The sequence below is a fragment of the Streptococcus sp. 714 genome (genome assembly GCF_013277115.1).
GTDB lineage: Bacteria > Bacillota > Bacilli > Lactobacillales > Streptococcaceae > Streptococcus.
In genome coordinates, this window is the sequence record NZ_VMMH01000003.1 from 196,707 (window position 1) to 221,319 (window position 24,613).

Annotated in this window: 25 protein-coding genes and 1 pseudogene; 9 read left to right on the top strand and 17 right to left on the bottom strand. The window is 37.7% G+C overall.

Annotation, left to right across the window (positions count from 1 at the left end; all coding sequences use genetic code 11):
* Window positions 1-66: 66 nt before the first annotated feature.
* From HT718_RS01395 to HT718_RS01415, 5 genes are all read right to left on the bottom strand, one after another.
* Window positions 67-327, bottom strand: coding sequence for a helix-turn-helix domain-containing protein (locus HT718_RS01395; RefSeq protein ID WP_125837281.1), 261 nt, complete (start codon window positions 325-327; stop codon window positions 67-69).
* 48 nt (window positions 328-375) lie between these two features.
* Window positions 376-1,767, bottom strand: a complete 1,392-nt coding sequence (locus tag HT718_RS01400; RefSeq protein WP_173266770.1) for a Rep family protein — start codon at window positions 1,765-1,767, stop codon at window positions 376-378.
* 369 nt (window positions 1,768-2,136) lie between these two features.
* On the bottom strand, window positions 2,137-2,859 hold the full coding sequence (locus HT718_RS01405; RefSeq protein ID WP_173266773.1) for a hypothetical protein: 723 nt from the start codon (window positions 2,857-2,859) through the stop codon (window positions 2,137-2,139).
* Window position 2,860: 1 nt separating this feature from the next.
* Window positions 2,861-3,400, bottom strand: coding sequence for a hypothetical protein (locus HT718_RS01410; RefSeq protein ID WP_125837276.1), 540 nt, complete (start codon window positions 3,398-3,400; stop codon window positions 2,861-2,863).
* A 14-nt stretch (window positions 3,401-3,414) separates the two neighbouring features.
* Window positions 3,415-3,807: a hypothetical protein gene (locus HT718_RS01415; protein WP_125837274.1), complete on the bottom strand. Its 393-nt coding sequence runs from the start codon at window positions 3,805-3,807 to the stop codon at window positions 3,415-3,417.
* A gap of 215 nt (window positions 3,808-4,022) precedes the next feature.
* On the opposite strand from HT718_RS01415, the gene HT718_RS01420 reads away from it, so the two are divergent.
* On the top strand, window positions 4,023-5,120 hold the full coding sequence (locus HT718_RS01420; RefSeq protein WP_125838125.1) for a hypothetical protein: 1,098 nt from the start codon (window positions 4,023-4,025) through the stop codon (window positions 5,118-5,120).
* A 34-nt stretch (window positions 5,121-5,154) separates the two neighbouring features.
* On the opposite strand, the gene HT718_RS01425 is transcribed toward HT718_RS01420, so the two are convergent.
* A complete protein-coding gene (locus HT718_RS01425) occupies window positions 5,155-5,493 on the bottom strand; it encodes a helix-turn-helix transcriptional regulator (RefSeq protein ID WP_125838123.1) in 339 nt (112 codons plus the stop codon).
* 131 nt (window positions 5,494-5,624) lie between these two features.
* On the opposite strand from HT718_RS01425, the gene HT718_RS01430 reads away from it, so the two are divergent.
* Together HT718_RS01430 and HT718_RS01435 are read left to right on the top strand one after the other, a co-directional pair.
* Window positions 5,625-8,333 (top strand): SEC10/PgrA surface exclusion domain-containing protein, encoded by a 2,709-nt coding sequence (locus HT718_RS01430; RefSeq protein WP_173266848.1) that lies wholly within the window; start codon window positions 5,625-5,627, stop codon window positions 8,331-8,333.
* Window positions 8,334-9,081: 748 nt separating this feature from the next.
* Complete coding sequence (locus HT718_RS01435; protein ID WP_173266775.1) at window positions 9,082-10,554, top strand: peptide MFS transporter; 1,473 nt, start codon at window positions 9,082-9,084, stop codon at window positions 10,552-10,554.
* Between the two features lie 161 nt (window positions 10,555-10,715).
* Here the strand turns inward: HT718_RS01435 and HT718_RS01440 are convergent, their stop codons facing one another.
* Complete coding sequence (locus HT718_RS01440) at window positions 10,716-11,564, bottom strand: IS630 family transposase (RefSeq protein WP_173266778.1); 849 nt, start codon at window positions 11,562-11,564, stop codon at window positions 10,716-10,718.
* Window positions 11,565-11,599: 35 nt separating this feature from the next.
* Here HT718_RS01440 and HT718_RS01445 point away from each other — a divergent pair.
* Window positions 11,600-11,695: pseudogene (locus HT718_RS01445) on the top strand (IS3 family transposase); the annotation flags it as partial.
* A gap of 133 nt (window positions 11,696-11,828) precedes the next feature.
* Here the strand turns inward: HT718_RS01445 and HT718_RS01450 are convergent.
* From HT718_RS01450 to HT718_RS01490, 9 genes are all read right to left on the bottom strand, one after another.
* Window positions 11,829-12,497 carry a hypothetical protein gene (locus HT718_RS01450; RefSeq protein ID WP_020900071.1) on the bottom strand — a complete coding sequence of 223 codons (669 nt, stop codon included), beginning with the start codon at window positions 12,495-12,497 and terminating at the stop codon, window positions 11,829-11,831.
* 57 nt (window positions 12,498-12,554) lie between these two features.
* Window positions 12,555-13,391 (bottom strand): VanW family protein, encoded by an 837-nt coding sequence (locus HT718_RS01455; protein ID WP_020900072.1) that lies wholly within the window; start codon window positions 13,389-13,391, stop codon window positions 12,555-12,557.
* Entirely contained in the window at window positions 13,375-13,923 is a 549-nt protein-coding gene (locus tag HT718_RS01460; RefSeq protein ID WP_153226289.1) for a YqeG family HAD IIIA-type phosphatase, read from the bottom strand. Before HT718_RS01460 ends, HT718_RS01455 begins: the two co-directional genes overlap by 17 nt.
* A gap of 436 nt (window positions 13,924-14,359) precedes the next feature.
* A complete protein-coding gene (locus tag HT718_RS01465) occupies window positions 14,360-14,836 on the bottom strand; it encodes a glutathione peroxidase (RefSeq protein ID WP_153226290.1) in 477 nt (158 codons plus the stop codon).
* Window positions 14,833-15,411 carry a DUF3278 domain-containing protein gene (locus HT718_RS01470; RefSeq protein ID WP_173266781.1) on the bottom strand — a complete coding sequence of 193 codons (579 nt, stop codon included), beginning with the start codon at window positions 15,409-15,411 and terminating at the stop codon, window positions 14,833-14,835. Before HT718_RS01470 ends, HT718_RS01465 begins: the two co-directional genes overlap by 4 nt.
* Window positions 15,412-15,437: 26 nt before the next feature.
* Window positions 15,438-15,764: a hypothetical protein gene (locus HT718_RS01475; RefSeq protein WP_153226292.1), complete on the bottom strand. Its 327-nt coding sequence runs from the start codon at window positions 15,762-15,764 to the stop codon at window positions 15,438-15,440.
* A 9-nt stretch (window positions 15,765-15,773) separates the two neighbouring features.
* Window positions 15,774-16,016, bottom strand: a complete 243-nt coding sequence (locus HT718_RS01480; protein ID WP_173266784.1) for a hypothetical protein — start codon at window positions 16,014-16,016, stop codon at window positions 15,774-15,776.
* Window positions 16,017-16,026: 10 nt separating this feature from the next.
* Entirely contained in the window at window positions 16,027-16,569 is a 543-nt protein-coding gene (locus HT718_RS01485; protein ID WP_173266786.1) for a DUF3278 domain-containing protein, read from the bottom strand.
* A 15-nt stretch (window positions 16,570-16,584) separates the two neighbouring features.
* Complete coding sequence (locus HT718_RS01490) at window positions 16,585-16,779, bottom strand: helix-turn-helix transcriptional regulator (RefSeq protein WP_001082471.1); 195 nt, start codon at window positions 16,777-16,779, stop codon at window positions 16,585-16,587.
* A 166-nt stretch (window positions 16,780-16,945) separates the two neighbouring features.
* Between HT718_RS01490 and rsmH the strand changes: the two genes are divergently transcribed.
* From rsmH to HT718_RS01515, 5 genes are all read left to right on the top strand, one after another.
* Window positions 16,946-17,896: a 16S rRNA (cytosine(1402)-N(4))-methyltransferase RsmH gene (rsmH, locus tag HT718_RS01495; RefSeq protein ID WP_173266788.1), complete on the top strand. Its 951-nt coding sequence runs from the start codon at window positions 16,946-16,948 to the stop codon at window positions 17,894-17,896.
* A 9-nt stretch (window positions 17,897-17,905) separates the two neighbouring features.
* Window positions 17,906-18,223, top strand: a complete 318-nt coding sequence (ftsL, locus tag HT718_RS01500) for a cell division protein FtsL (protein WP_000227825.1) — start codon at window positions 17,906-17,908, stop codon at window positions 18,221-18,223.
* A 3-nt stretch (window positions 18,224-18,226) separates the two neighbouring features.
* Window positions 18,227-20,479, top strand: a complete 2,253-nt coding sequence (gene pbp2X, locus HT718_RS01505; RefSeq protein WP_173266790.1) for a penicillin-binding protein PBP2X — start codon at window positions 18,227-18,229, stop codon at window positions 20,477-20,479.
* A gap of 1 nt (window position 20,480) precedes the next feature.
* On the top strand, window positions 20,481-21,461 hold the full coding sequence (gene mraY, locus HT718_RS01510) for a phospho-N-acetylmuramoyl-pentapeptide-transferase (RefSeq protein ID WP_173266793.1): 981 nt from the start codon (window positions 20,481-20,483) through the stop codon (window positions 21,459-21,461).
* A 452-nt stretch (window positions 21,462-21,913) separates the two neighbouring features.
* Window positions 21,914-24,019 carry an ATP-dependent Clp protease ATP-binding subunit gene (locus HT718_RS01515; RefSeq protein ID WP_173266796.1) on the top strand — a complete coding sequence of 702 codons (2,106 nt, stop codon included), beginning with the start codon at window positions 21,914-21,916 and terminating at the stop codon, window positions 24,017-24,019.
* A gap of 60 nt (window positions 24,020-24,079) precedes the next feature.
* On the opposite strand, the gene HT718_RS01520 is transcribed toward HT718_RS01515, so the two are convergent.
* Window positions 24,080-24,562, bottom strand: coding sequence for an S-ribosylhomocysteine lyase (locus tag HT718_RS01520; RefSeq protein ID WP_000032549.1), 483 nt, complete (start codon window positions 24,560-24,562; stop codon window positions 24,080-24,082).
* Window positions 24,563-24,613 lie beyond the last annotated feature (51 nt).

Below are 24,613 nucleotides of genomic sequence, written 5' to 3' on the forward strand. Positions count from 1 at the left end.
TATTCTCCTTTTTAATTGAGCTAGAAAAATACCGTGATTTCATTATAACAAACCACGGTAGAAATGCTACTGATTTTGTAACCAGCGATTGATTTCTGCTTTATCAAAACGAATAGTTTTTCCAACTCTAATGTAAGGTAATCCTTTTTTAATCCAACTGTCGAGAGTATTGTTTGAGATACCCAAGTAGTGGCAAGTCTGTTGTTTGTTTAAAAACGGACTGTCAAGGTTACTATTGTTTAATCTATTTTCAATTTCTTTCTTGATAAGTTCAGCAAGTAGGAGCTGAATTTGTTGAACTTGTTCATCTGGTAAAATGACTTGCATGTATTCCTCCAATGTATGGTATAATAGAGCTATCAAGAGATACCCTATTTACTTTTCTTGATTATCTGCAACCTCGTCCTCGCTCGTCAAAGTTTCGGATGGGGTTTTTGTTTTGTCGTACTCCCATATATCCCATTGATTATTGAGTCCAACCTTTGAAACTAGCATGGATAGAAGCTCTTCCTTACTTTTCATTTCGTTATCAGGTGTAAAATCGTACGATAAGTAAGTATCATATCCAATCTCTGGGATTCGTCTCAGATTATTCAATGTTCTTGTAGGGTGAGATTCATAAAAAATTGGTTCATCCCCCCCACCTTTTAATGTTGCTAGATGTTCAATTCTTCTAACGAATTGTGATAAGTCTTCACGATTATTTCCTTTGGTATGGTAGAAGAAGGTCAAAGGATGTTTAGAACTTGTGATAATAATGACCTTAGCAGCACCTATTTTATTTTGATAACGAGCTGAGATAGGACTAATATTATAAGGGTCTAATAGTTTCAGCCAGTCTGAAGCAGTTAAGCTATCTCCTCGAACATCATCAAGTAGTAGGATTTCTTCTCCGTTTACTTCATCAAACATGTTAGTGCCTGCGGTCAGGACTGATTGCCATTTTTTATTATTCAGTTTTGCTAACTGAATAAGACTTTTTGCTATCTCTTTTGCAAACGTTGATTTGCCAAGTCCAGATGCACCGTATATGAATAGGATTGTCTTTTTAAACTCTCCGTTTTCTAGTTCATCTTTTGTTTTTGCGCACTTAATTTCTCCAATGCTTTTAATTGCGTCGTTTACTCTAACTTTATGAACTGTATAAAGAGTATGGTATTGCTTATTGAGTAGTATTTCCTTTTTCGTAATATTCTCGTTCAGAATGTTATCAATTAATAAATCGATATCCTCATAACTTTGTTGAACTTCTTTTTTTGCTTTACCTTTCAGCCAGCTTCCTTGTCTTTCGTGATAAACCTCTAAGTAGTTTTTACCTGTTAGAGTGAATACTTCGTCAGGAGTGTATTGATATTTGTCTTTATCTTTTGCATGAATTAAATAAGCTAACAAGTTATCGTAGCCATATCTACCAGATTTAGCTTTCTCAAGATACTGAGGTTCTAATCCTATTTTTACTGCTAAATCAGTTAGTGTTGCCCCTTTCTCAAATTTGAGTAAAGCGTGAATATGTGGCTCTTTTAGTTTGGAGGTTATTGAACTAGTTACACTGTCAAAAACAAGTGATGTATCCTTGTCATGCTTGATTGCGTATGCTTCGAAAACAGTTGCGACATCACTAACTCTTTTTACTATTTCCTCAAGAATTTTTTCAATATTTGCAGACTTAATCAGTTCTTCATTCCAGCCATTTTTCCAATATTTAGGATCAAAGTATTGTGTAATTGATACGGAAGTCAAAAGTGCTTCTTTTTTCTTTGTTGCCATGTATAATTAACCTTTCTTTTTTAACTATTCTTTAATTATTCTTTTAATTATTCTAGTGTTAGACCGTTGACAAGCCCAGTCTAACACGCGTTAGGAATAATTAAGAATTAAATTTAACTCTTCAAACCCCAGCCTCTCCTGCCCGATGGATTCTCATCGAACCGAGAACGCTTGCCAATTCAACAAGGGACGGGGTAGTATTTTTTGGCGCTTCACTCCCTGCCTTCGGCATCGTTGCGCTTAAAAAATCCCCACCCCTCAAGCCCTTGCGAATAGGCATTTTTCTGCTGGTAATGTCGTGCCGACACTAAACCGATGAAATCCCTAGGTAGGTCAGTGTCGCATCAAACAAGTGTAGCAGAAAAAGCGCTAGCTATATTTTGAAAATAGCTCTTGCATCCGCTGGTTTAACCGTTCTTCGTCTCTTACTTGAATAGTGCGAAACATCTTAACAGGTTCCCCTTCTAGCTGGAAATAGCCATATCCTCTAGGTTTTACTGAAACTTCGTCCTTTTCCATATCAGGAAAAAGGAGTTGTCTGTTGTTTGTTGCTAGCAGAAAGCTAGTTGATAAGGATATGACACAATTAAAATTGTAGCGCCCTGGCAAATCAGACATTAAGAAACGTTGACTAGATAAAATGATTCGTAAACCTAAACTTCTGCCCATACTGTTGAGTATTAACATTTTTGATAAAACATCTTTATGTTTCTTCTTATCTGTTTGTTCTAGATAAGCAAGGAAAGCTTGCCACTCATCAAAAATCAAGTAAAGATTATGAGAGTTTTCTTCTTGTTTATTAAGTCTATTTTCAAAGCGTTTGTAGACTGTTTCAAAAAGTTCTAGACAGTTAAAACCTCTTGCCACATGGTCACCAGCCATTGAAAACATTTCCTCATCGGCTTTAAAATCCAGAAAGTAAGCTTCAGCATCTGTATCATGAAATGAAATGAGGCCTAGAAGTCTTCTCAAAAAAGTAGATTTTCCCGAACCAGACGGGCCTGCGATTATCCATGCAAAAAATCGGTTAATGTCAACAGTGACAGGGGAGGGTTGTCCCCTGACGTTGACGTCGAAAACGTTTTTTATCATGCTAGAAATCCTCTTCTCTTTGAGGTTTTTGCATTAGAATCATGTCATTAGTTGACACTAAACGAACTTTGATCGCAAGAAAGGGATCACGCTTATAGCGACTTACAACGCAATCTGTAGAATCGTTTGACATAGTTTTTACAACTTGTCTTGCTTTTGTTGCAAAGTATTCAAGAGCTTCGTCAGAGATTTCTTTGTCAATATGAACAAAGTAAATGCCTTGTTCCGCAACTTCGACACCTTGTGTGTAACTTAGTGAAGAGATTGGTAGTTCTGTTACCCCTGCTTCAGTTAGCCAGTGATAGAAGTTATCAAATAAAGGATTAACAGCAGTTTGACTTGTTTGTTTGTATCGATGCCAAGCTAGAGAGAAAATTTCTCCATCCGTTACCAGCCACATGAGCAACAAAGAACCTAATATAAATGGAGCTATCCATAACAGAAACTTAAGAAGTAGTGCTAGTAAAACAAAGATTACTGAACCTATAAGTAGTTGATAATACCACTTTAATTCCATGATTTTTCTTAAGAAATTTTTCATATGAAACCTCTTTTCTATTTAATAGAAATGTCAGAAAGCTCAGCCACTAGTGCTAAACCGATTGGCTGCTTGAGTTTGTCAAAGACAAATGCTACATCGTAGTTATTAACTGTGATGTCAGCGTTAATCAAACTATCTAAGTTCTCGCTCTGGTAGTTTTTCAACTTGACTTTAAACGTTGGACAGTAGTCCTCTTGTCCAATACTTGCAAACGTTTCGTAGAGTTTTTTATCTACGCATGTTAGTGAAGCCCAAGTTCGTTGGTTTTCCTGACCTTCGTTGATGATGCCATCGTTTTTGTCAACAACTTTAATTGCTGATGGAACATCAACGGAAGTTGATAAAGAATCCAAAAATGCTCTTGCACTTTCTCGGTTTCCAAGTGTTATTTTTTTCTCTTTTGGCATGTGAATGCCTCCTTTTTTAAAAAATGTGCGTGGTCAGACTTTCTAGAACGCTGACAGAGTTTAAAACATGTTTTGTTTACAAAAATATGATAACACGAAGACATTAATTTGCCTATGCAGATAGGGTTCAAAAATAAATTGATAAAAAAAAGCAAATGTGGTAAAATAATCGCAAAAAGTGGGAATCAATTCATAAGTTTCGGAGGGAGGAATATATGTTAAAATCTGATACTTGGTTTAACTTTTATGAACCGTACATTAAGATTAATGATTTATTAGGTAGAGAAAATTTTTTAACAATATACATAGAAAATAACTACCAACATATCATTGTGGAACAATACGAACAATACAAGGATGAGGGCAAACGTAAGAGAGCTGGTGAATTTGTACAAAAAGATCTGGGACTTAATTTGAAGAATCCTGACGCTTTCTATAATGAAATAAAAAGAGGGGTAAAAAAAGATATTACGAACCTTATTCCGATTTTAAAAGAATTTCCAGTAGTAAAGCAATATCTATCAGAAACAGAAACACAAATTTATAGAAAGCTTAGTAATATTAAATGGTCTTTGGAATTGGGGTATGAACTTTTATATCATCCAGAATGTGCTACTTTTCTTTTATCATTTTTGCCAAAAATATTTCCTTGTCCAGAGGAGCTTATATATTTTAGAAAATTAAATTATATTTCAAATAAGATAAAAGATAATTTAATTAATTTCAATGAGATTGGTGATGAAATATCTTGCATATCTCTATCGGAATATGAGGCATTTTTAAATATTTCTGATTTTAAAACTGAAGAAAGTGTCGTTGATTTGTATATCAAGAAAAATTATAGCAAGATTATGAGGGATCAGTACAAGCAACTAAAACCATATGAAAAATACTGTAAGCAGGAAAGTTTTATAGAAGAATTAATCAATAATGAAGTAGATGAAAAAAGATCTTTATTTCATAGACTGTCAAAAGGTTCTAAAAAGATAGACAATAATTTATTAGAAAGGTTTAGAGAATTTCCCATCCTGCAACCAGAGAGTGAGTCTTTACATTCAAATAACATAAAAAAATTAAATTACATAAGATTTGCTTTATATTTGGGAGCTATTTTTTTGGAAGAGACATTATTGCTACCTAGTGTCACTAGTGCAGTGAAAAAAACAAATTCATTAGAATTATCTGGTATTGACTATTTGCGCACTTTTTCAGTTAAATTAGAAGAAGAAGCTGACGAACTGGAAGAGGAATATGAGTGGGAAGAAAATCAGATTAGGTTAGATAAATATTATTCTGAAGACTTAAAGATATAATGAAAAACCCAACCAAAATTTATTTTGGCTGGGTTTATTTGATATTCTTTACAATCTCATTAAATGAAGATATAATTTTTCCTTGTTTTTCTTTGGGTAACCTTGTTAAATTTTCGAAAAGTATTTCTGGGGAGTCTTCTCTTTCTGATTCATATGATTGTAGATTAAAGAACTCCTCGACCGTTAGATTTAGGGCTTTGATTACGGATTCAAGAGTTTTTATCTTAAAATCATACTTCATGTTCTCTATATTTTGAATCGCTTTAACGCCTAGCCCAGCGATTTCAGATAATTTTTCTTGACTTAATCCCTGCTCTTTTCTGCATTCACGTATTCGAAATGCGATATGCTTTTGTAATTTATTATATTCCATACTATATACCATTGTACTATCTGTTTTCTCTAAAAATAAGTATAATAAACTATCCAAAAAACGATAAAAGTATGGTAGAATAGTACTATATTAAATAAAATGCATAGGGCATTGTACAAAGGAGTTTATAGATGTCAAAAACTACGGAAAATAGTCATAGTACTACTAAAAAATTGTATACAGGTGCGGTTATTTCTGCCATCGCAGCAACTGGTCTTGTCAGCACAATCGGAACTGCTCACGCAGATACAGTAGAGGTTCCATTGCCTACAACTGCCAAAACCGAACCAGCTTTGGTAGAGAAAGAAGCACCTAAGAAAGTGGAAGTGAAAACTCCTACTAAGGAAGAGGTTGCTGAACTTGGTGCTACTGCTAAACAAACCCAAGAATCATCTGACAAAGCTAAAGAAGTCTTGGATCAAGCGAATGAGAAATCTGATAAAGCAGAAAAGAAAGTAACTGACTTGAAACAAGCTCAAGCAGATGCTCAAAAGACTGCGGACAAAGCAACTCCTGAAGCTATTCAAGATGCAGAGAAGAAAATGGGAACTGCAAAAGCAAGTGTTCCTACCAGAGAACAAGCGGTATCAACTGCGCAAGCTGAAAAAGACGATGCAGACCGTACTGTTGCTATTCAAGGCAAAACAGTTGGTACAAAACAAGCAGAAGTGACTCAAGCTAAAACTACTGTCGCAACTGCTAAAACAGAAGTAGAAAACGCACAAAAGGCTCTCAATGGCGAAGGTCTTGCTGATGCTAAAGCTAAACAAGACGAAGCTATCAAAGAAGAAGTTACAAGCAAACAAGCTCAAGCAGATGCACAAAAGGCTCTTGATGAAGCTAAAGCACAAAATCAAGACCACGCTACTCAACTGAAACAAGCAGAGCAAGCAGTTAAATCTGCTCAAGCAAATCTTGAAAACAAATCTCAAGAAAAAGAAACTGCCAAAACAAACGCAGATAAAGCAAACACCACTTATAACCAAGCGGTGTCTATGCTTAACACACTTCAAAAAGATAGCAAGGCAACCATCACTCTTGCTCCAGAATTTATCAAGGCTGTGAAAGATGAAATTGCGTTCAAGAAGGAAATCCGTGAGGGTATCGACTATTCAGATGATGTTCGCCGTGCTAAAAATATGGAGCTTTACAAACGTGTAATCACAACGCAACTCCAAAACCGCACTCTTAACAAGTACACACCATCCGCAAAAGACCAAGCTGATGAAACACGCTACGACATCAACAATCTTCCAAAAGAACTCACAGATGAACTTAATTATTTCGTAGCTGACCTCATCAACCAAATGCGCCGCCAACTTGGTTTGCCAGATGTGGTTCTTTCAAAATCAAGTCTTGAATTTGCTAACAAAATCGCTAAAGAGTATGTAAAAGCAGATTGGTCACATGCTATGATTGATGAATACCGCGCTAAAGGTGGTGCAGGTCACTACGCTAAAGGTGTTTACAAAGCTGCTAGTGAGTATGGTCTGAAAAGTGGTTATTCTGAAGCCAAAGACAAAGAGTACATGGAAAAAGGTTTCCAACCTTATGAGAACTCTGTAACAAATCCTTTCTATCATGACTTTGATGATGAAGATGGTGTATTCCGTAAAACTATTGGAGAAATGAAAGAGAAATTGTACGATGACCTCATTGAACTCGTTTCTCATAAGAATGACTACCTCCACACTCAGGGTATCCTCCAATTCGATTACGCTGATGAAGTCGCTTATTTCGGTGGTGTAGCACAAAGTAAATCCAATGAGATTTACACTACACACTTTATCACAAGTCTTCGCAGTAGCCATGTAGACGGCTCAAAATGGGATAAAACTCCTATTGTAAATCCACTTAGCGACACAAACAAAGAGCAAGAAATTGCCAAAGCTCGTCAAACTCTAGCTGATGCTATGAATGCTCGTAAAGACGCTCAAGACAAACTTGAAGCAACCACAAAAGCAGAGTCAGATGCACAAACTGCTCTTCAAAACGCACAAGCTACTTTGAAAGCCTTGAACAATGGAGAAAATCCACTTGCTAACGCTCAAAAGACTTTTGATGAAGCAAAAGCTCGTCATGAAAGAGCAGTTGTGACACTTGCTAATGCTAATGCTCTTGTCAATAGTTTGACTGCTTCAAAAGCTACAAAAGAGGAAACTCTTAAACAAGCACAAGCAACTCTTAAAAACGCTGAGAAAGCTCTTCAAGTTGCACAAGACGCACTTAAAGCAGAAGAAGATAAGATGGCAAATCTTGAAGCAGTTGCTTCAAATAAAGCCCAAGCGGTATCTACTGCTAAGAAAGCACTTCAAGATGCTATAGACCAAGTTAAACAAGCCGAAAAAGAACTTGCAGACCTTAAAGGTGCAAAAGCTCGCTTGAACGACGCGAATGCAGAACTTGAACAAGCCAAAACAGAGCTTAAAGATGCTTATCAAGCACAAAACAAAGCCAAATTAGACTACGAAGTTAAGAGCCTTGCAGCAGATCGAGCTAAGACTGCTTATGAAACTGCCAAAGCCAAATACGAAGAAGCAGAAACAAAACGATTGGTAGCACTTGCAGAAGAAAAACGTAAAGAGCTTGAACACTTGGGGTATAAACCAGTTCCGGTAATGGATCAAAAGGGTAACATTGTGGATTACAAAGCAGAAAAAGTAACCGTAGGCACTACAGGCGATAAAACATATCAAGCGCCTGCACAAGCTACAAATGCAAAAGCAGAGCCTAAGAAACAACTTCCAAATACTGGAACGAAAGAATCGAATCTCCTAGCAGTACTTGGGGCAAGTCTTGGACTACTAGCTTTGGTAGGAAAACGAAAATATAATAGATAAAAAGAAAGAGAGCGGTGGCTCTCTTTTCTCTATTACAGTTCAGTTATATATAAATTTTATATGGTGTGAACTTTTTGGTAAAATCTAGCTCAATTCGTATATTTTTAGGGTGAAATTCACACCATTCAACTGAAATTTATTCAAATTAGATGTAATTCTGTTTTCTGAAAAAGTGGGAAAACATTGATTTTAAGCATTTACTGAAGGTTATTCAAATCATAGTTTTTCCAACCAGGTCTTAAGAAAGCTCGTAAAGCATCACAATTTAGTAAACGTTAATTCGAAAGAATTACTGTACTTACAAAGAGCACCTTTCAGGGTGTTCTTTTTTGTACTTTTTTACTAAATTGGTGCAATTGACACAGTTGTTGCAACTTTAGTCGCTTACAAATGTGGCTGCAACCTGACAAAGTCAGTTATCTCAAAACGTTAATCAATACGATTATATCAACGTTTACAGACATTCAAGAATTCTCTCTTGGATGTCTTTTTTTGTCTAAAAATCAATAGTTCTCCTTCTTTTGCTTTTGAATGTATTTAAGAATGGAATGTCGATTGTTTGATAATATAATTTTAGTTTTACACATTAATAATTTTATAGATAAGTTTGATATTTTTTAATTGAATATAAAGCGTAAACTGATCTAAATAGATTTTTCAGAAAATTTTCTAAAACAAACATAATTTGTTTGACATTTGTTTGAAAATTCTGTAAAATAAGTTATTATATATTTCAAGGAGAACATATATGGAAAAACAGAAAACATTTTTTGGACATCCTATTGGCTTGTCCACCCTCTTCTTTACAGAGATGTGGGAGCGCTTTTCTTACTATGGGATGCGAGCTATTCTACTTTACTATATGTACTATAGTGTGCAAGATGGTGGGTTGGGGATGGATAAGACCACAGCTGCATCGGTTATGGCGATTTATGGCTCGCTGGTATTTTTATCCTCGGTTGTCGGTGGTTTTGTCAGTGACCGTATTTTAGGAAGCCGTAAGACCGTCTTTTACGGTGGTATTCTGATTATGCTAGGGCATATTGCTTTGGCAACACCTTTTGGACAAGTGGCTCTCTATCTTTCTATTGCCTTGATTATCTTTGGTACTGGATTTTTAAAACCTAATATCTCAGATATGGTTGGGGGGATTTATGAGAAAGAGGATGATAGACGGGATGCAGGATTTAGTATCTTTGTCTTTGGTATTAACTTAGGTGCCTTCGTTGCCCCTTATCTAGTGGGTTATCTAGGTCAGGAAGTCAATTTCCACCTAGGTTTCTCATTAGCTGCCATTGGGATGTTCTTTGGTCTGGTGAAGTATGTTTTAGATGGGAAGAAATACCTACCTGAATCAAGTCTTTACCCCACTGATCCACTTTCACAGAAGGAGCAGCAGACCTTGATTAAACGCTTGCTGATTACACTTGTCATGGTTATTCTGGTGCTTCTAGGTTTGGTCTTTACTCACCAATTTAACGTGGACATGATTGTTAATATCTTTACAGTAATTGCGGTAATCATTCCAATCTACTATTTCTTCAAAATTTTATCTAGTCAGAAAATAACTGCCACTGAGAGATCTCGAGTATTTGCCTACATTCCTCTATTTATCGCTGGAGTACTCTTCTGGTCTATTGAGGAGCAGGGTTCTGTTGTTCTTGCTCTATTTGCAGATGATCAAACTCGACTTTACTTTAATGTATTTGGAAATCAGATTCATTTCCCATCTAGCTTTTTCCAAAGTATCAATCCACTTTTTATTATGATTTATGTGCCGATTTTTGCGTGGTTGTGGGGGAAAATGGGTAAAAATCAACCGTCCTCTTCTAAGAAATTTGCTTACGGTTTATTTGCGGCAGGTCTATCCTTCTTGTGGATGATGTTACCAGGGATGCTCTTTGGGACAGATGTTAAAGTCAGTCCTTTCTGGTTGATTATGAGTTGGGCTATTGTGATTGTGGGGGAAATGTTGATTTCGCCTATTGGTCTATCAGTCACTACTAAGCTAGCGCCAAAATCCTTCCAAGCACAAATGATGTCTATCTGGTTCTTGAGTAATGCCGCTGCCCAAGCTATCAATGCTCAAATTGTAAAATTTTATACAAGCGAAACGGAAGTCACTTACTATGGAATTGTTGGAGGAATTACGATTGTATTCAGTTTTATCTTACTCTTCTACGTTCCACGTATTGAAAAACTAATGTCTGGTATCAAATAGAGAAAGACTGGAATTTCTGTACGGATTTTAAAAGTTAGAGCAATTATTTATTAAAAGGATTTGGTTCTGTATTGTACAGGGCTAAGTCCTTTTAGTTTGATGAAAACTCATGATGTTTCTGACATTCCTAGTAGACATTTGTCCACTTTTTCTATTTATAGTCAATTGAAACAAGAATAAGACAAAAGAGCCTCGAAAAAAGTATTACAACTTGGTAATACCTTTTTTAGGTGCTTTTTGATATGAGCCCATGTTTTCTCAATAGGATTGTACTCAGGTGAGTAGGGAGGAAGTGGTAAAAGTTTATGCCCAAATTCTTCACATAAGAGCTCTAGCTTACCCATTCTATGGAATCTTGCATTATCCATAATAATAACTGATGGTTTGTTTAAGGTTGGTAAGAGAAACTTCTGAAACCAAGCTTCAAAAAAGTCGCTCGTCATCATCTCTTCGTAAGTCATTGGAGCGATTAACTCACCATTTGTTAGCCCTGCAAGCAAAGAAATCCTCTGATATCTTCTTCTAGATACTTTACCTTTTATTAGCTGTCCTTTTAATGAGCGACCATATTCTTGATAAAAATAAGTATCGAATCCTGTTTCATCAATATAAACAGGTGCTAAGTGCTTTAAACTATTAAAATTCTTAAGAAATAAGGCTACTTTTTCTGGGTCTTGTTCATAGTAGGTGTGGTTCTTTTTTTTTCGAGTGTACCCCATAGCTTTGAGAGCATAGTGAATGGTAGTTGGGTGACAGCCGAATTCAGCAGCTATCTCAGTCAAATAAGAGTCTGGATTGTCAGTAAGATAGTTTTTAAGTCTATCTCTATCAACTTTTCTTGGTTTTGTCCCTTTTACTTGATGGTTTAGCTCTCCTGTTTTCTCTTTTAGCTTTAACCAGCAATAAATGGTATTACGTGAGATTTGGAAAACGTGTGATGCTTCTGTTATATTACCTGTTCGCTCACAATAAGTGAGAACTTTTTTACGAAAATCTATTGAATATGCCATAAGAAGACTATACCACATTATGTATTATTTTTGATTCAATTTACTATATTTACTATTATAACAATAAGAAAATTAAGGTAAAAATAAAAGGACTTAGTCCTGTGCAATACAGAACTAAATCCTTTGAATAAATTAATTGTCTAACTTTTTGGGGTCAGTACATGAAAAGTTTGATAATATGCGTTTTATTATGGAAAGATTTACTTCATTTTCTCTTGAAATTGAGTTTTTTACCAGCCTTGTCTTCTTTTTATGCTATAAAGCTTATTTTTCTAAGTAATTACAAACATTATTAATTTGTTCATGAATTTTTGTACCAAATTTTTCTTCAAAAAATGCACTTCCGATTGTAAAAGCCCAAGGATTTGCTTCAATGACTTCATCCAAACGTTCATAGCTATCAATACTTCCAGCCAAACAAACGGGTGCTTGGACGGCTTGAATAAAAGTATTGTTCAGTTCAATAGGATCCCCTGTATAACGATAACCTAGCAGGTCAAATCCATAAACTCCTTTTGCTAGATATTCTTTTGCTTGAGAAATCATATGCTCGATAGAACCTTCTAGGATAGATGGACGATCCGTAATTTGTCCAACAAATGGCATATACTTTATGTTGTTTTCTTTACAAAATTGGTTTATTGAATCAAAGAAGACAGTCCCCATTAAAATATCGCACCCACATTCTTTAGCTATTCGTGCACCTTGGAGCCCACTTTCTTCGTCATATTCAACCACTTCAAGAAAAGTAGTCTTACCACAAGATTTCATTTTTGAAAATAAAGACTTCATTTCAGAAATAGGAAGTGGTTTTTCTTTAAACCCCCAATACTCAGCGTTAGAGTGTTTACATGATTCGAAAATTTCACTAGCATTTTCAACTGTGTGATCATTGTGCGTCAGCATAACGATTAATTTAGGTGTGTTGTTCATAATAGTTCCTTTTACCTTGAATTTAAGTCATTTTTTCATGATATCGGAAGATTTAGATTATTGTTTAATCATTTCTGTAGGTATGAGATCGGGATCATACATGACTTTTGAATGATTTTTCAAAACAAGTTCTTTTTCTAATGTTTGTTCAGTTATTCTATCAAGCTTTTCACGATAAATCATGGAGTGACGATAATAATGTTCTCCCTCTTTTTTGAAATGATGATTTTCTTCGACAATTTGATAAATGAATGGGAACTGGGCTTCACTTCGTAATTCTCCGAAGAGTATTTCATTCTCAACCCATGTTCGTAATTGAATGATTTGGTTAGTTGGATTTTTAAAACGGTAATCTTGATGATTGTATTGCACAGATGTTCCGTTTGCAAATGGTTTTCTCTTTCCTTTATCTGGATCTAGTGCATCTGAATGCGCATGAAACTCCGTGATTTCCATGGGACTATGAACAATTAAAAGATGGAGTAGATTAGCTAGGTTGCAGAGTCCGCCTCCGATACCGGGTTCCACTTTGCCGTTAATAATGACTCGTCCTTCTAAGTATCCTTTTCTTTTTGTTGTATTTCCAACTAAACTCCAAAAAGAGAATTCTTCTCCAGGGTAAATCATAATATGGTTTAAAGATTGAGCTGCAATATGAATGTTAGTTGCTTTGCCTTTCTGGAGATTGATATCAATACCAGGACCGCGCTTGATCAACTGAGTAGAGTATGATGAAACCACGTTAGGTAGGAGTTTTTCTTGACGAACTTTTGAGAATTTCTTTCCTTCTTTAAAATTTTGGATATGTCGTTTGAGATTTTCTTTTTTTAAAGAGATTTTATATGTGGTAGGACTAATTTCACAAAATAATAAATCCTTATTCCAAAAAACCATGCTGTTTCTCCTTCTTTATCACATCTAAATGTTTATTTTTCTTTCTGAAAAATGGGTAAGTACATAGTATTAGCTTTTCAACCCAGCGCTTTTTGCCAATTCCGCCTTCTTTAGGATCATATAAAAAATCAACTAAAATAGTGGAGATATTTGCCCGACTAGCTCCCAGAACATCTGTGAAAAGTTGATCTCCAATCATGACGGTTTCAAATGGTTTTAACTGCATCATGTCAAGAGCTTTTTGAAAATTCTTAGGATTTGGTTTTTCTGCAAGAGGAATAAAAGGAACGGATAGATGTTTATTAAATTCTGTTATTCTTTCCTCGTCATTATTTGATAAAAGAAAAATTTGGAAACCAAGGGCTTTGAGATTTTGAAATAGTTCAATAACTTGTTCTGTGGCAGGAGCACCATGCATCACGAGAGTCTGATCTATATCAAAAATTAAACCCTTAAAACCAATTTGATATAATCTTTGATAAGGGATATCAAAAACATTTTTTGCTCGTGCTGCTGGCATGAATGGGAACATTTAGTGTAAAGCCTTCCATTGAATATATATCAATAATTCTAGCACATATATAGAGCAAGGTCAACCGTGCTATTATATGTTTAGGTTTTGATAGCTGATGAAAGTAAAATGTCGGCATAGGTACATCTAAAGAAAATATGATAATTATGAAGAAGTCTTTTGAAAATCACTTAGTTTTAAGAGTATTTATTAGGTTTTAAGTTCGGATATGATTGAAGACTAGCACCCTACATTTATTGAGCTTGAAAACTGTTAGGATGAGGGTGATGTATTAGAAACAGCTATATGAAACAGTTTTTTTGACTAGCAGTTTCATCAATTACAATTTACACTACCACATGCTTCGCTAATGGAGGGGCTATTTAAGCCAAAACCAATCAAAAAATCTCACTATTCATTAGGTTAAAGGAGACCTAAGAATAGTGAGATTGTGAAATTATAGTAGGTTTTGTATGATCTCTTCAATTTGTTTGGGGTCTGTTTTTGAAGAGAATCGTTCAAAGACCTGCCCATCACGACCGATGAGAAACTTAGCGAAATTCCATTCGATTCGTTTTCCTAGGGGGCCAGATTTCTGGTCTTTCAACCAAACATAGAGGGGATCTGCTTCCTTGCCGTTGACTTTGATCTTGGCAAAACGTGGGAAAGTGGTTTGATAGTGTAGGCTACAGAAACTATTGATTTCCTCTGGGCTGCCGGGTGCTTGTCCCATAAATTGATTGCAAGGAAAGTCTAAAATCTCAAATCCCTGATTTTGATAGCGGTCATAGAGTTCTTGGAGTCCTTGGTACTGGGGCGTTAAACCACATCCTGTAGCAGTGTTGACAATCAAGAGAACCTTACCACGATAGGCATCTAATGGAGTTTCTTGATTGTCTTGGTTTAAGACTGAAAAATCGTATAGTGAGGTCATTGTTTGCTTTTCTCTTTCTGCTTGGTATTTTTAGGAGTTTTTTCCTCCTGTAGGGATAGAAATCCGTAGGTCAGAGTTCCAAAAATGCTACCGATAATCAGGCCATACATCAGCAAAGGAACACTCTTATCAAATTGCATGAGCAACTTCACAAAATCTGGAAGGGACATCTGTTGAACGAAGACCTTATGAAAGATGAGTAAGGTAAAGAGACCAATCTGAATACCGATAAACACAACCCAGCTTCGGAATTTGATTTGACTTTTGCTGTAGGTTTTGAGGATGATTTCTGACTTGTCATCTTTTTCCAGATGGAGTTCTTTGACGGCTCTTTGAGTTTTTAAAGTAATGAAAAAAATGAGTCCAGAGTAAACGTAGGGCATGGCATAGCGAACGGCTTCTATGAAGCGTCCAAATAATAGATAAAACAAGAAGAGGAAGAAGGAAGAATAAACGATTTGGACCATGGAACGGGCACAAGCCTTGTAGATAATTTCTTGCCGGCATTCATCAAAAGGGCCTTGGATATGAAAGAGATTTCGGAGTAGGCGAGTGGTGAAGTCTTCTTTTTTCATACTAGTAACCTCCTAAATGAGCAGTTTTACTGACTTTCTTTTACGAATTGATAGAGATAATAAAGATAAGTGATAGAAGAAAGGATAGCGATAGTGAACAGTAAATAATATTTCCAACCGCTTGAGATGAGCATCAGTTGTGGAAAAGATAGAATTATAAAGTATAGTGCTAAGTTGAGTATACGCGTTTTTTGGGAGTCAATCTTTAGATAAGTCAGTCCTTTGTTAAGGGCTGGAATAAAGACTAGCCCGAGGAATATCTCGCTGATTGGCAAGTTCCCTGAAATGATGATGAAGATGAGCAGGGAACTGAAGAAAAGATGATAGGTAAGTAAAGTTAGTAATGATTTCATAGGTACCTCCTAATCATGGTCTTTTTTAGTTCTTGCAATACGAAGTGAGTCGACAATATGCATCATCACTCCGAAAAAGAAAGCTCCCAGTATAGTTTTAAAAATATGTTTTGTATTTAGAAGAGAACTGATAAAATTTGGATTTTCACTTGTTAGGGTATCAATGAGTGGAATTATAAAAAATATCATTGTTCCATAAATCGAACCTGCTTTCAGACCAGGATAACGTAACTGTTTCTTTTCTTTTTTCATGAGTTTCCTCCTAATCATTATCCTGATTTTTCTTGGCTTTTGCAATGCGACGGGAGATGAGGAACTGTATGCTCGCTCCGAAGAAAATAGAACCGAGAATGCTTGATACACCATTTCTTATAGTGAGAAGAGAATGAAAATAGTCCTGACCTTCATCTATGAGTATACTGAGAAGAGGAGTTATAAAAAACATCCATAGACCAAAGAACAAACCTGCTTTCAGACCTGGGTAGTGTAGTTGCTTACTTTCTTTCTCATTCAGCATATCTGGTTCAATAGTTGTAATCCCTGTTTTTTGCATTTGGTAGGTGACATAGCCAGCAGCGATGAAGGCAATCACTAAAATCAGAGGAGGATAGACCAGAGCCACTAGCTGAGGAAATTTATAGGCCAGAAGGAGTGGAATAAGATTTCCGAAAATCATCAGATAAAAGAGGATGATAAAGACTTGGTTGCCGATACGATCGGCCTCGCGCCGTTTGTATTCGTCAAGTGGATCAGAAATACCGTATGTGCGCTTGATCAGTTTTTCAGTGAAGGTTTCTTTTTTCATGAGTTGACTCCTTTTTTAAAAATTATCCTCCCAAAAGAGACTGTTGAGGTCAGTTTGGAGGCTGCGGGCGAGATTGAGACAGAGTTCCAGAGTTGGGTTGTACTTGTCGTTTTCAATCATATTGATGGTTTGTCTCGAGACACCGATATCCTTGGCTAGCTCTAGCTGGGAAATGCCCAGTTCCTTGCGAAATTCTTTCACACGATTCATTTGTTCTCCTTTCTGATTTGTGTCGTATATATTTGACTACATTATATTCTTCTATAGAGTGAATGTCAAGCATATTTGACATATTTCTTAAAGAAATCTTACTTGTTTTTGCCCTATTTGTCTGACTAGTGCAAGCTAGTCAGATTTGTGGTAAAATAGATAGGATATGACAAAAGAATTTCATCATGTAACGGTCTTACTCCACGAAACGATTGATATGCTTGACGTAAAGCCCGACGGTATCTACGTTGATGCGACTTTGGGTGGAGCAGGCCATAGCGAATATTTATTAAGTAAATTAAGTGAAAAAGGCCATCTCTATGCCTTTGACCAGGACCAGAATGCCATTGACAATGCGCAGGAACGTTTGGCACCCTACATTGAAAAGGGGATGGTGACTTTTATCAAGGATAACTTCCGTCATTTACAGGCACGTTTGCTCGAAGCTGGTGTTCAGGAAATTGATGGAATTTGTTATGACTTGGGAGTGTCTAGTCCTCAACTAGATCAGCGTGAGCGTGGTTTTTCTTATAAAAAGGATGCGCCACTGGACATGCGCATGAATCAGGATGCTAGTCTGACAGCCTATGAAGTGGTGAATAACTATGACTATCATGATTTGGTTCGTATTTTCTTCAAGTATGGCGAGGATAAATTCTCTAAACAGATTGCGCGTAAGATTGAACAAGCACGGGAAGTGAAACCAATCGAGACGACGACTGAGTTAGCAGAAATTATCAAGTCGGCCAAACCTGCCAAGGAGCTCAAGAAGAAGGGTCATCCTGCCAAGCAGATTTTCCAGGCTATTCGGATTGAAGTCAATGATGAACTGGGAGCGGCAGATGAATCCATCCAGCAGGCTATGGAGATGTTGGCTCTGGATGGTAGAATCTCAGTGATTACCTTCCATTCGCTAGAAGACCGCTTGACCAAGCAGTTGTTCAAGGAAGCTTCAACAGTTGAAGTTCCCAAAGGTTTGCCTTTCATCCCAGATGATCTTAAGCCCAAGATGGAATTGGTGTCCCGTAAGCCAATCTTACCAAGTGTGGAAGAGTTAGAAGCAAATAACCGCTCGCACTCAGCTAAGTTGCGCGTGGCCAGAAAAATTCACAATTAAGAGGAAAAAATGGTAGATAAAAAAGAAACAACCAGTCAATTCTTGCAGAGTCGTATAAAAAAATTCTCCCGTGTGGAGAAGGCTTTTTATCTTTCCATTGCGTTTACAGCTCTCGTTTTGGCGCTTAGTATTATCTTTATGCAGACTCGACTCCTACAAGTACAAAATGATCTGACAAAAATCAATGCGCAGATAGAGGAGAAAAAGACAGAGTTGGATGATGCCAAACAAGAGGTAAATGAATTGTTGAGGGCAGAACGCTTGAAAGAAATCGCAAATTCTAAGGACTTAAAATTGAATAACGAGAATATTCGATCAGCGGAGTAAGATATGAAGTGGACAAAAAGAATAACCCGATTTGCGATTAGAAACCGTAAATCTCCAGCAGAAAACCGTAAAATAGTGGGGAAGTACATCAGCTTGTTAGCTGTCGTACTTTTCGCTGTCTTTTTGGTTAATTTTGCTGTTATTATCGGGAGTGGTAGTAAATTTGGAACGGATCTAGTCAAAGAGGCCAAGAAAGTTCACCAAATAACCCGTACAGTCCCTGCCAAACGTGGGACTATTTATGACCGAAATGGAGTCCCGATTGCTGAGGACGCAACATCCTATAATGTCTATGCTGTCATTGATAAAAAATACAAATCAGCAACTGGTAAAATTCTTTATGTAGAAGATGCCCAGTTTAATAAGGTAGCAGAGGTTTTCCATAAGTATCTGGATATGGACGAGGCTTATGTTAAAGAACAATTGTCTCAACCGAATCTGACTCAAGTTTCTTTTGGTGCCAAAGGAAATGGGATTACCTATGCCAATATGATGGCTATTAAAAAGGATTTGAAAGACGCTAGTGTTGAAGGAATTGACTTCACAACTAGCCCAAACAGAAGTTATCCAAATGGACAATTTGCCTCTAGTTTTATTGGTTTAGCCCAACTTCATGAAAATGAGGATGGAAGTAAGAGTTTGCTGGGAACTTCTGGGATGGAGAGTTCCTTGAATAGTATTCTTGCAGGGAAAGACGGTATTATTACCTATGAAAAAGATCGTCTGGGTAATATTGTTCCTGGAACTGAACAAGTGTCTCAGCAAACGGTAGATGGTAAGGATGTTTATACGACTATTTCTAGCACCCTTCAGTCCTTCATGGAAACACAGATGAATGTCTTTCAAGAAAAAGTAAAAGGCAAGTATATGACGGCTACCTTGGTTAGTGCTAAAACGGGGGAAATTCTTGCAACGACGCAGAGACCAACCTTTGATGCCGATACTAAGGAAGGACTTACCAAGGACTTTGTTTGGCGAGATATTCTCTATCAAAGTAACTATGAGCCAGGGTCAACCATGAAGGTCATGACGCTCGCTGCCGCTATTGACAATAACACTTTCCCAGGAGGAGAAGTCTTCAATAGTAGTGAGTTAAAAGTAGCAGATGCTACTATCCGAGATTGGGACGTCAATGAAGGATTAACTGGCGGAGGAATGATGACCTTTTCTCAAGGGTTTGCGCACTCAAGTAACGTTGGGATGACGCTTCTTGAGCAAAAGATGGGAGATGCTACCTGGCTGGATTATCTAAGTCGCTTTAAATTTGGTGTTCCGACTCGGTTTGGTTTGACGGATGAGTATGCAGGTCAACTTCCGGCTGACAATATCGTCAATATTGCTCAGAGTTCATTTGGACAAGGGATTTCAGTGACCCAAACCCAAATGTTACGTGCTTTTACAGCGATTGCTAATGATGGAATTATGTTAGAGCCGAAATTTATTAGTGCCTTGTATGACCCAAATGACCAATCTGTTCGGAAATCTCAAAAAGAGATTGTAGGAAATCCTGTTTCCAAAGATGCAGCCAGTCTAACTCGAACCAACATGGTTTTGGTAGGAACGGATCCAGTTTATGGAACCATGCATAACCACAGTACAGGCAAGCCAACTATAACTGTTCCTGGTCAAAATGTAGCTCTCAAGTCTGGTACAGCCCAGATTGCCGATGAGAAAAATGGGGGTTACTTGGTTGGTACGACTAATTACATTTTTTCTGCTGTATCGATGAACCCTGCTGAAAATCCTGATTTTATCCTCTATGTGACGGTTCAACAGCCTGAGCACTATTCAGGTATTCAGTTGGGGGAATTTGCCAATCCTATCTTGGAAAGAGCAGTGGCTATGAAAGATTCCCTTAACCTCCAATCTACCGCTAAAACGTTAGATCAGGTAACCAATCAAAGTGCTTATGCCATGCCTAGCATCAAGGATATTTCACCTGGTGATTTGGCTGAAGCCTTACGTCGCAATATTGTGCAACCAATCGTCGTAGGAACAGGAACAAAGATTAAAGAATCATCTGTAGAAGAAGGGACCAATCTTGCACCTAACCAGCAAGTTCTCCTCTTATCTGACAAAGCAGAGGAAGTTCCAGATATGTATGGTTGGACAAAAGCAACCGCAGAAGCTTTTTCTAAGTGGTTAAATATAGAACTTGAATTTGAAGGTTCAGGCTCTACTGTGCAGAAGCAAGATGTTCGTGCTAATACAGCCATCAAAAACATTAAAAAAATTACATTAACTTTAGGAGACTAATATGCTTATTTCCATCAGTGCTGGAATTGTGACATTTTTACTAACTTTGGTAGGAATTCCGGCCTTTATCCAATTTTATAGGAAGGCGCAAATTACAGGCCAGCAGATGCACGAGGATGTCAAACAGCATCAGGCAAAAGCTGGGACGCCAACTATGGGGGGACTTGTTTTCCTTATTGCTACAGTTGTGGTGAGTTTCCTCGTTGCTCTTTTTTCAAAACAATTGACCAATAATGTGGGAATGATTTTGTTCATCTTGGTACTTTATGGACTTGTCGGATTTTTAGATGACTTTCTCAAGGTCTTTCGTAAAATCAATGAGGGGCTGAATCCTAAGCAAAAATTGGCTCTTCAGCTCTTAGGAGGGGTCGTTTTCTACCTTTTCTATGATCGCGGTGGCGATATGCTTTCAGTCTTTGGTTACCAAGTGCATCTAGGGATTTTCTATATTGTCTTTGCTCTTTTCTGGCTAGTCGGTTTTTCAAATGCAGTCAACTTGACAGACGGAATTGATGGTCTGGCTAGTATTTCCGTTGTAATTAGTCTATCTGCTTATGGAGTTATTGCTTATGTGCAAGATCAGATGGATATTCTTCTGGTGATTCTGGCTATGATCGGTGGTTTACTCGGTTTCTTTGTCTTTAACCATAAGCCTGCCAAGGTCTTTATGGGGGATGTGGGAAGTTTGGCTCTCGGTGGAATGTTGGCAGCTATCTCTATGGCCCTCCACCAAGAATGGACTCTCTTGATTGTCGGAATTGTTTATGTTTTTGAAACAACTTCGGTTATGATGCAAGTAAGTTATTTCAAAATGACTGGTGGCAAACGTATTTTCCGTATGACGCCTGTGCATCACCATTTTGAGCTTGGAGGATTGTCTGGTAAAGGAAATCCTTGGAGCGAGTGGAAGGTTGACTTCTTCTTTTGGGGAGTGGGACTTCTAGCAAGTCTCCTGACCCTAGCACTTTTGTATTTGATGTAAGAATGGCACCCTGACGTTTCAGGGTGTTTTTGCATTCTAAAAAATATTGGTCAATTAAAGTCAAATCTCTTGACCTTTTCTGACTAATGTAGTATATTATGAACGTAAGGTAAATGAAAGCCTTACTCGAACGCATATACTCAATAAAAATCAAAGGGCAAACTAGGAAGCTAGCTGCAGGTTGCTCAAAACACTGTTTTGAGGTTGCAGATAGAGCTGACGTGGTTTGAAGAGATTTTCGAAGAGTATTATTTAAAGTAAAATAGAAAGAGGTGTGTCTATGTTTAATCTAGAAATCTTCAGAAGTAAAGATAGTCTACTCCTGCTTGAAAAAGAAAAACCAGAAATAGTACCTAGAGTAGCCATTTAGCTAGTCTAAATTTTTTAAAACAAAGGTCAAAGATAGTCAATATCAGTAATCATAACTAAGTAAACAAAAAGAGGTAAAGAATATGAACAACAACTTTAATAACTTTAACAACATGGATGATTTATTTAACCAATTGATGGGTGGTATGCGAGGATACAGTTCTGAAAATCGCCGTTACTTGATTAATGGTCGTGAAGTGACACCTGAGGAATTCGCTCACTATCGTGCAACTGGTCAATTGCCAGGAAATGCAGAAACCGATGGAGAAATGCAACAACAGGCTTCAGGTATGAAACAAGACGGTGTCCTTGCTAAACTAGGTCGAAACTTGACAGCGGAAGCTCGTGAGGGCAAGTTGGATCCTGTTATCGGACGAAATAAGGAAATTCAAGAAACATCTGAAATCCTTTCACGCCGTACCAAAAATAATCCTGTACTTGTTGGAGATGCAGGTGTTGGTAAGACAGCTGTTGTCGAAGGCCTAGCGCAAGCCATTGTGAATGGCGATGTTCCAGCTGCTATCAAGAACAAGGAAATTATTTCCATTGACATCTCAGGTCTTGAGGCTGGTACTCAATATCGTGGTAGTTTTGAAGAAAACGTTCAAAACTTAGTCAATGAAGTGAAAGAAGCAGGGAATATTATCCTCTTCTTTGATGAAATTCACCAAATTCTCGGTGCTGGTAGCACTGGTGGAGACAGTGGTTCTAAAGGACTTGCGGATATTCTCAAGCCAGCTCTTTCTCGTGGTGAATTGACAGTGATTGGGGCAACAACTCAAGACGAATACCGTAACACCATTTTGAAGAATGCCGCTCTTGCTCGTCGTTTCAACGAAGTCAAGGTCAATGCTCCTTCAGCAGAGGATACCTTTAAAATCCTTCAAGGGATTCGTGACCTTTATCAACAACACCACAATGTCATCTTGCCAGATGAAGTCTTGAAAGCAGCAGTGGATTATTCTGTTCAATACATTCCTCAACGTAGCTTGCCAGATAAGGCTATTGACCTTGTCGATGTAACGGCAGCTCACTTGGCAGCTCAGCATCCTGTAACAGATGTGCATGCTGTTGAACGAGAAATCGAAGCGGAAAAAGACAAGCAAGAAAAAGCAGTTGAGGCAGAAGATTTTGAAGCAGCTCTAAACTATAAAACACGCATTGCAGAATTGGAAAAGAAAATCGAAAACCACACAGAAGATATGAAGGTGACTGCCAGTGTCAACGATGTGGCTGAATCTGTAGAACGAATGACGGGTATCCCAGTGTCACAAATGGGAGCATCAGACATCGAACGTTTGAAAGATATGGCTCATCGTTTGGAACACAAGGTGATCGGCCAAGACAAGGCAGTTGAAGCTGTAGCTCGTGCCATCCGTCGTAACCGTGCTGGTTTTGATGAAGGTAATCGCCCAATCGGTAGCTTCCTCTTTGTAGGTCCAACTGGAGTTGGTAAGACAGAACTTGCTAAACAATTGGCGCTGGATATGTTTGGAACCAAGGATGCGATTATCCGTTTGGATATGTCTGAATACAGTGACCGTACAGCTGTTTCTAAGTTAATCGGTACAACAGCTGGTTATGTGGGGTATGATGACAATAGCAATACCTTGACAGAACGTGTTCGTCGCAATCCATACTCTATCATTCTCTTGGATGAGATTGAAAAGGCTGATCCTCAAGTGATTACTCTTCTCCTTCAAGTCTTGGATGATGGTCGTTTGACAGATGGTCAAGGAAATACAGTAAACTTCAAGAACACAGTTATTATCGCGACATCAAATGCTGGATTTGGCTATGAAGCCAACTTGACAGAAGGTGCAGACAAACCAGAATTGATGGATCGTTTGAAGCCATTCTTCCGTCCAGAATTCCTTAACCGCTTCAACGCAGTTATCGAGTTCTCGCACTTGACTAAGGAAGACCTTTCTAAGATTGTGGACTTGATGTTGGCTGAAGTCAACCAAACCCTGGCTAAGAAAGACATTGACTTAGTAGTCAGTCAAGCGGCTAAGGACTATATCACAGAAGAAGGCTATGACGAAGTCATGGGTGTTCGACCTCTCCGTCGCGTGGTTGAACAAGAAATTCGTGATAAGGTGACAGATTTCCACTTGGATCAATTAGATGTCAAACATCTGGAAGCAGATATGGAAGATGGTGTCTTGATCATTCGTGAAAAAGCCTAAGACAAAATTTTGAGAATAAAAAAAGAAGGAGCCAGCTGAAAAAACTGGTTCCTTTTGTGTCTAAATCACATGGCGCTCAAAGGCATCATCTGAGATTCCTTGTTCCAAGATGAGTTTCGCCCATTCTTTAGCAGAGAAGAGGCTGTGATCCTTGTAGTTTCCACAAGATTCGATGGTTGTTCCAGGGACATCTTCCCAAGTAGTAGTTTCAGCGATTTCCTTGAGCGAATCCTTGATAACTGTCGCAATCTCAGCGCTGGTATGGCGTCCCCACATAATCATGTGGAAACCTGTACGGCAGCCAAATGGTGAACAGTCAATCATACCGTCAATGCGAGTACGGATGAGTTTTGCCAAGAGGTGCTCAATGGTGTGAAGTCCAGCAGTAGGGATCGAGTCTTCGTTTGGTTGCACCAAGCGAATATCATAATTGGAGATGATGTCTCCTTTTGGTCCCGTTTCTTCCCCAATCAAGCGGACATAAGGTGCTTTGACAATAGTGTGGTCAAGTTCAAAACTTTCAACAATAACTTCTTTTGACATGGTAAATCCTTTCAGTTTTCTCTTTTCATTATAACATAAAGGATGCTATTG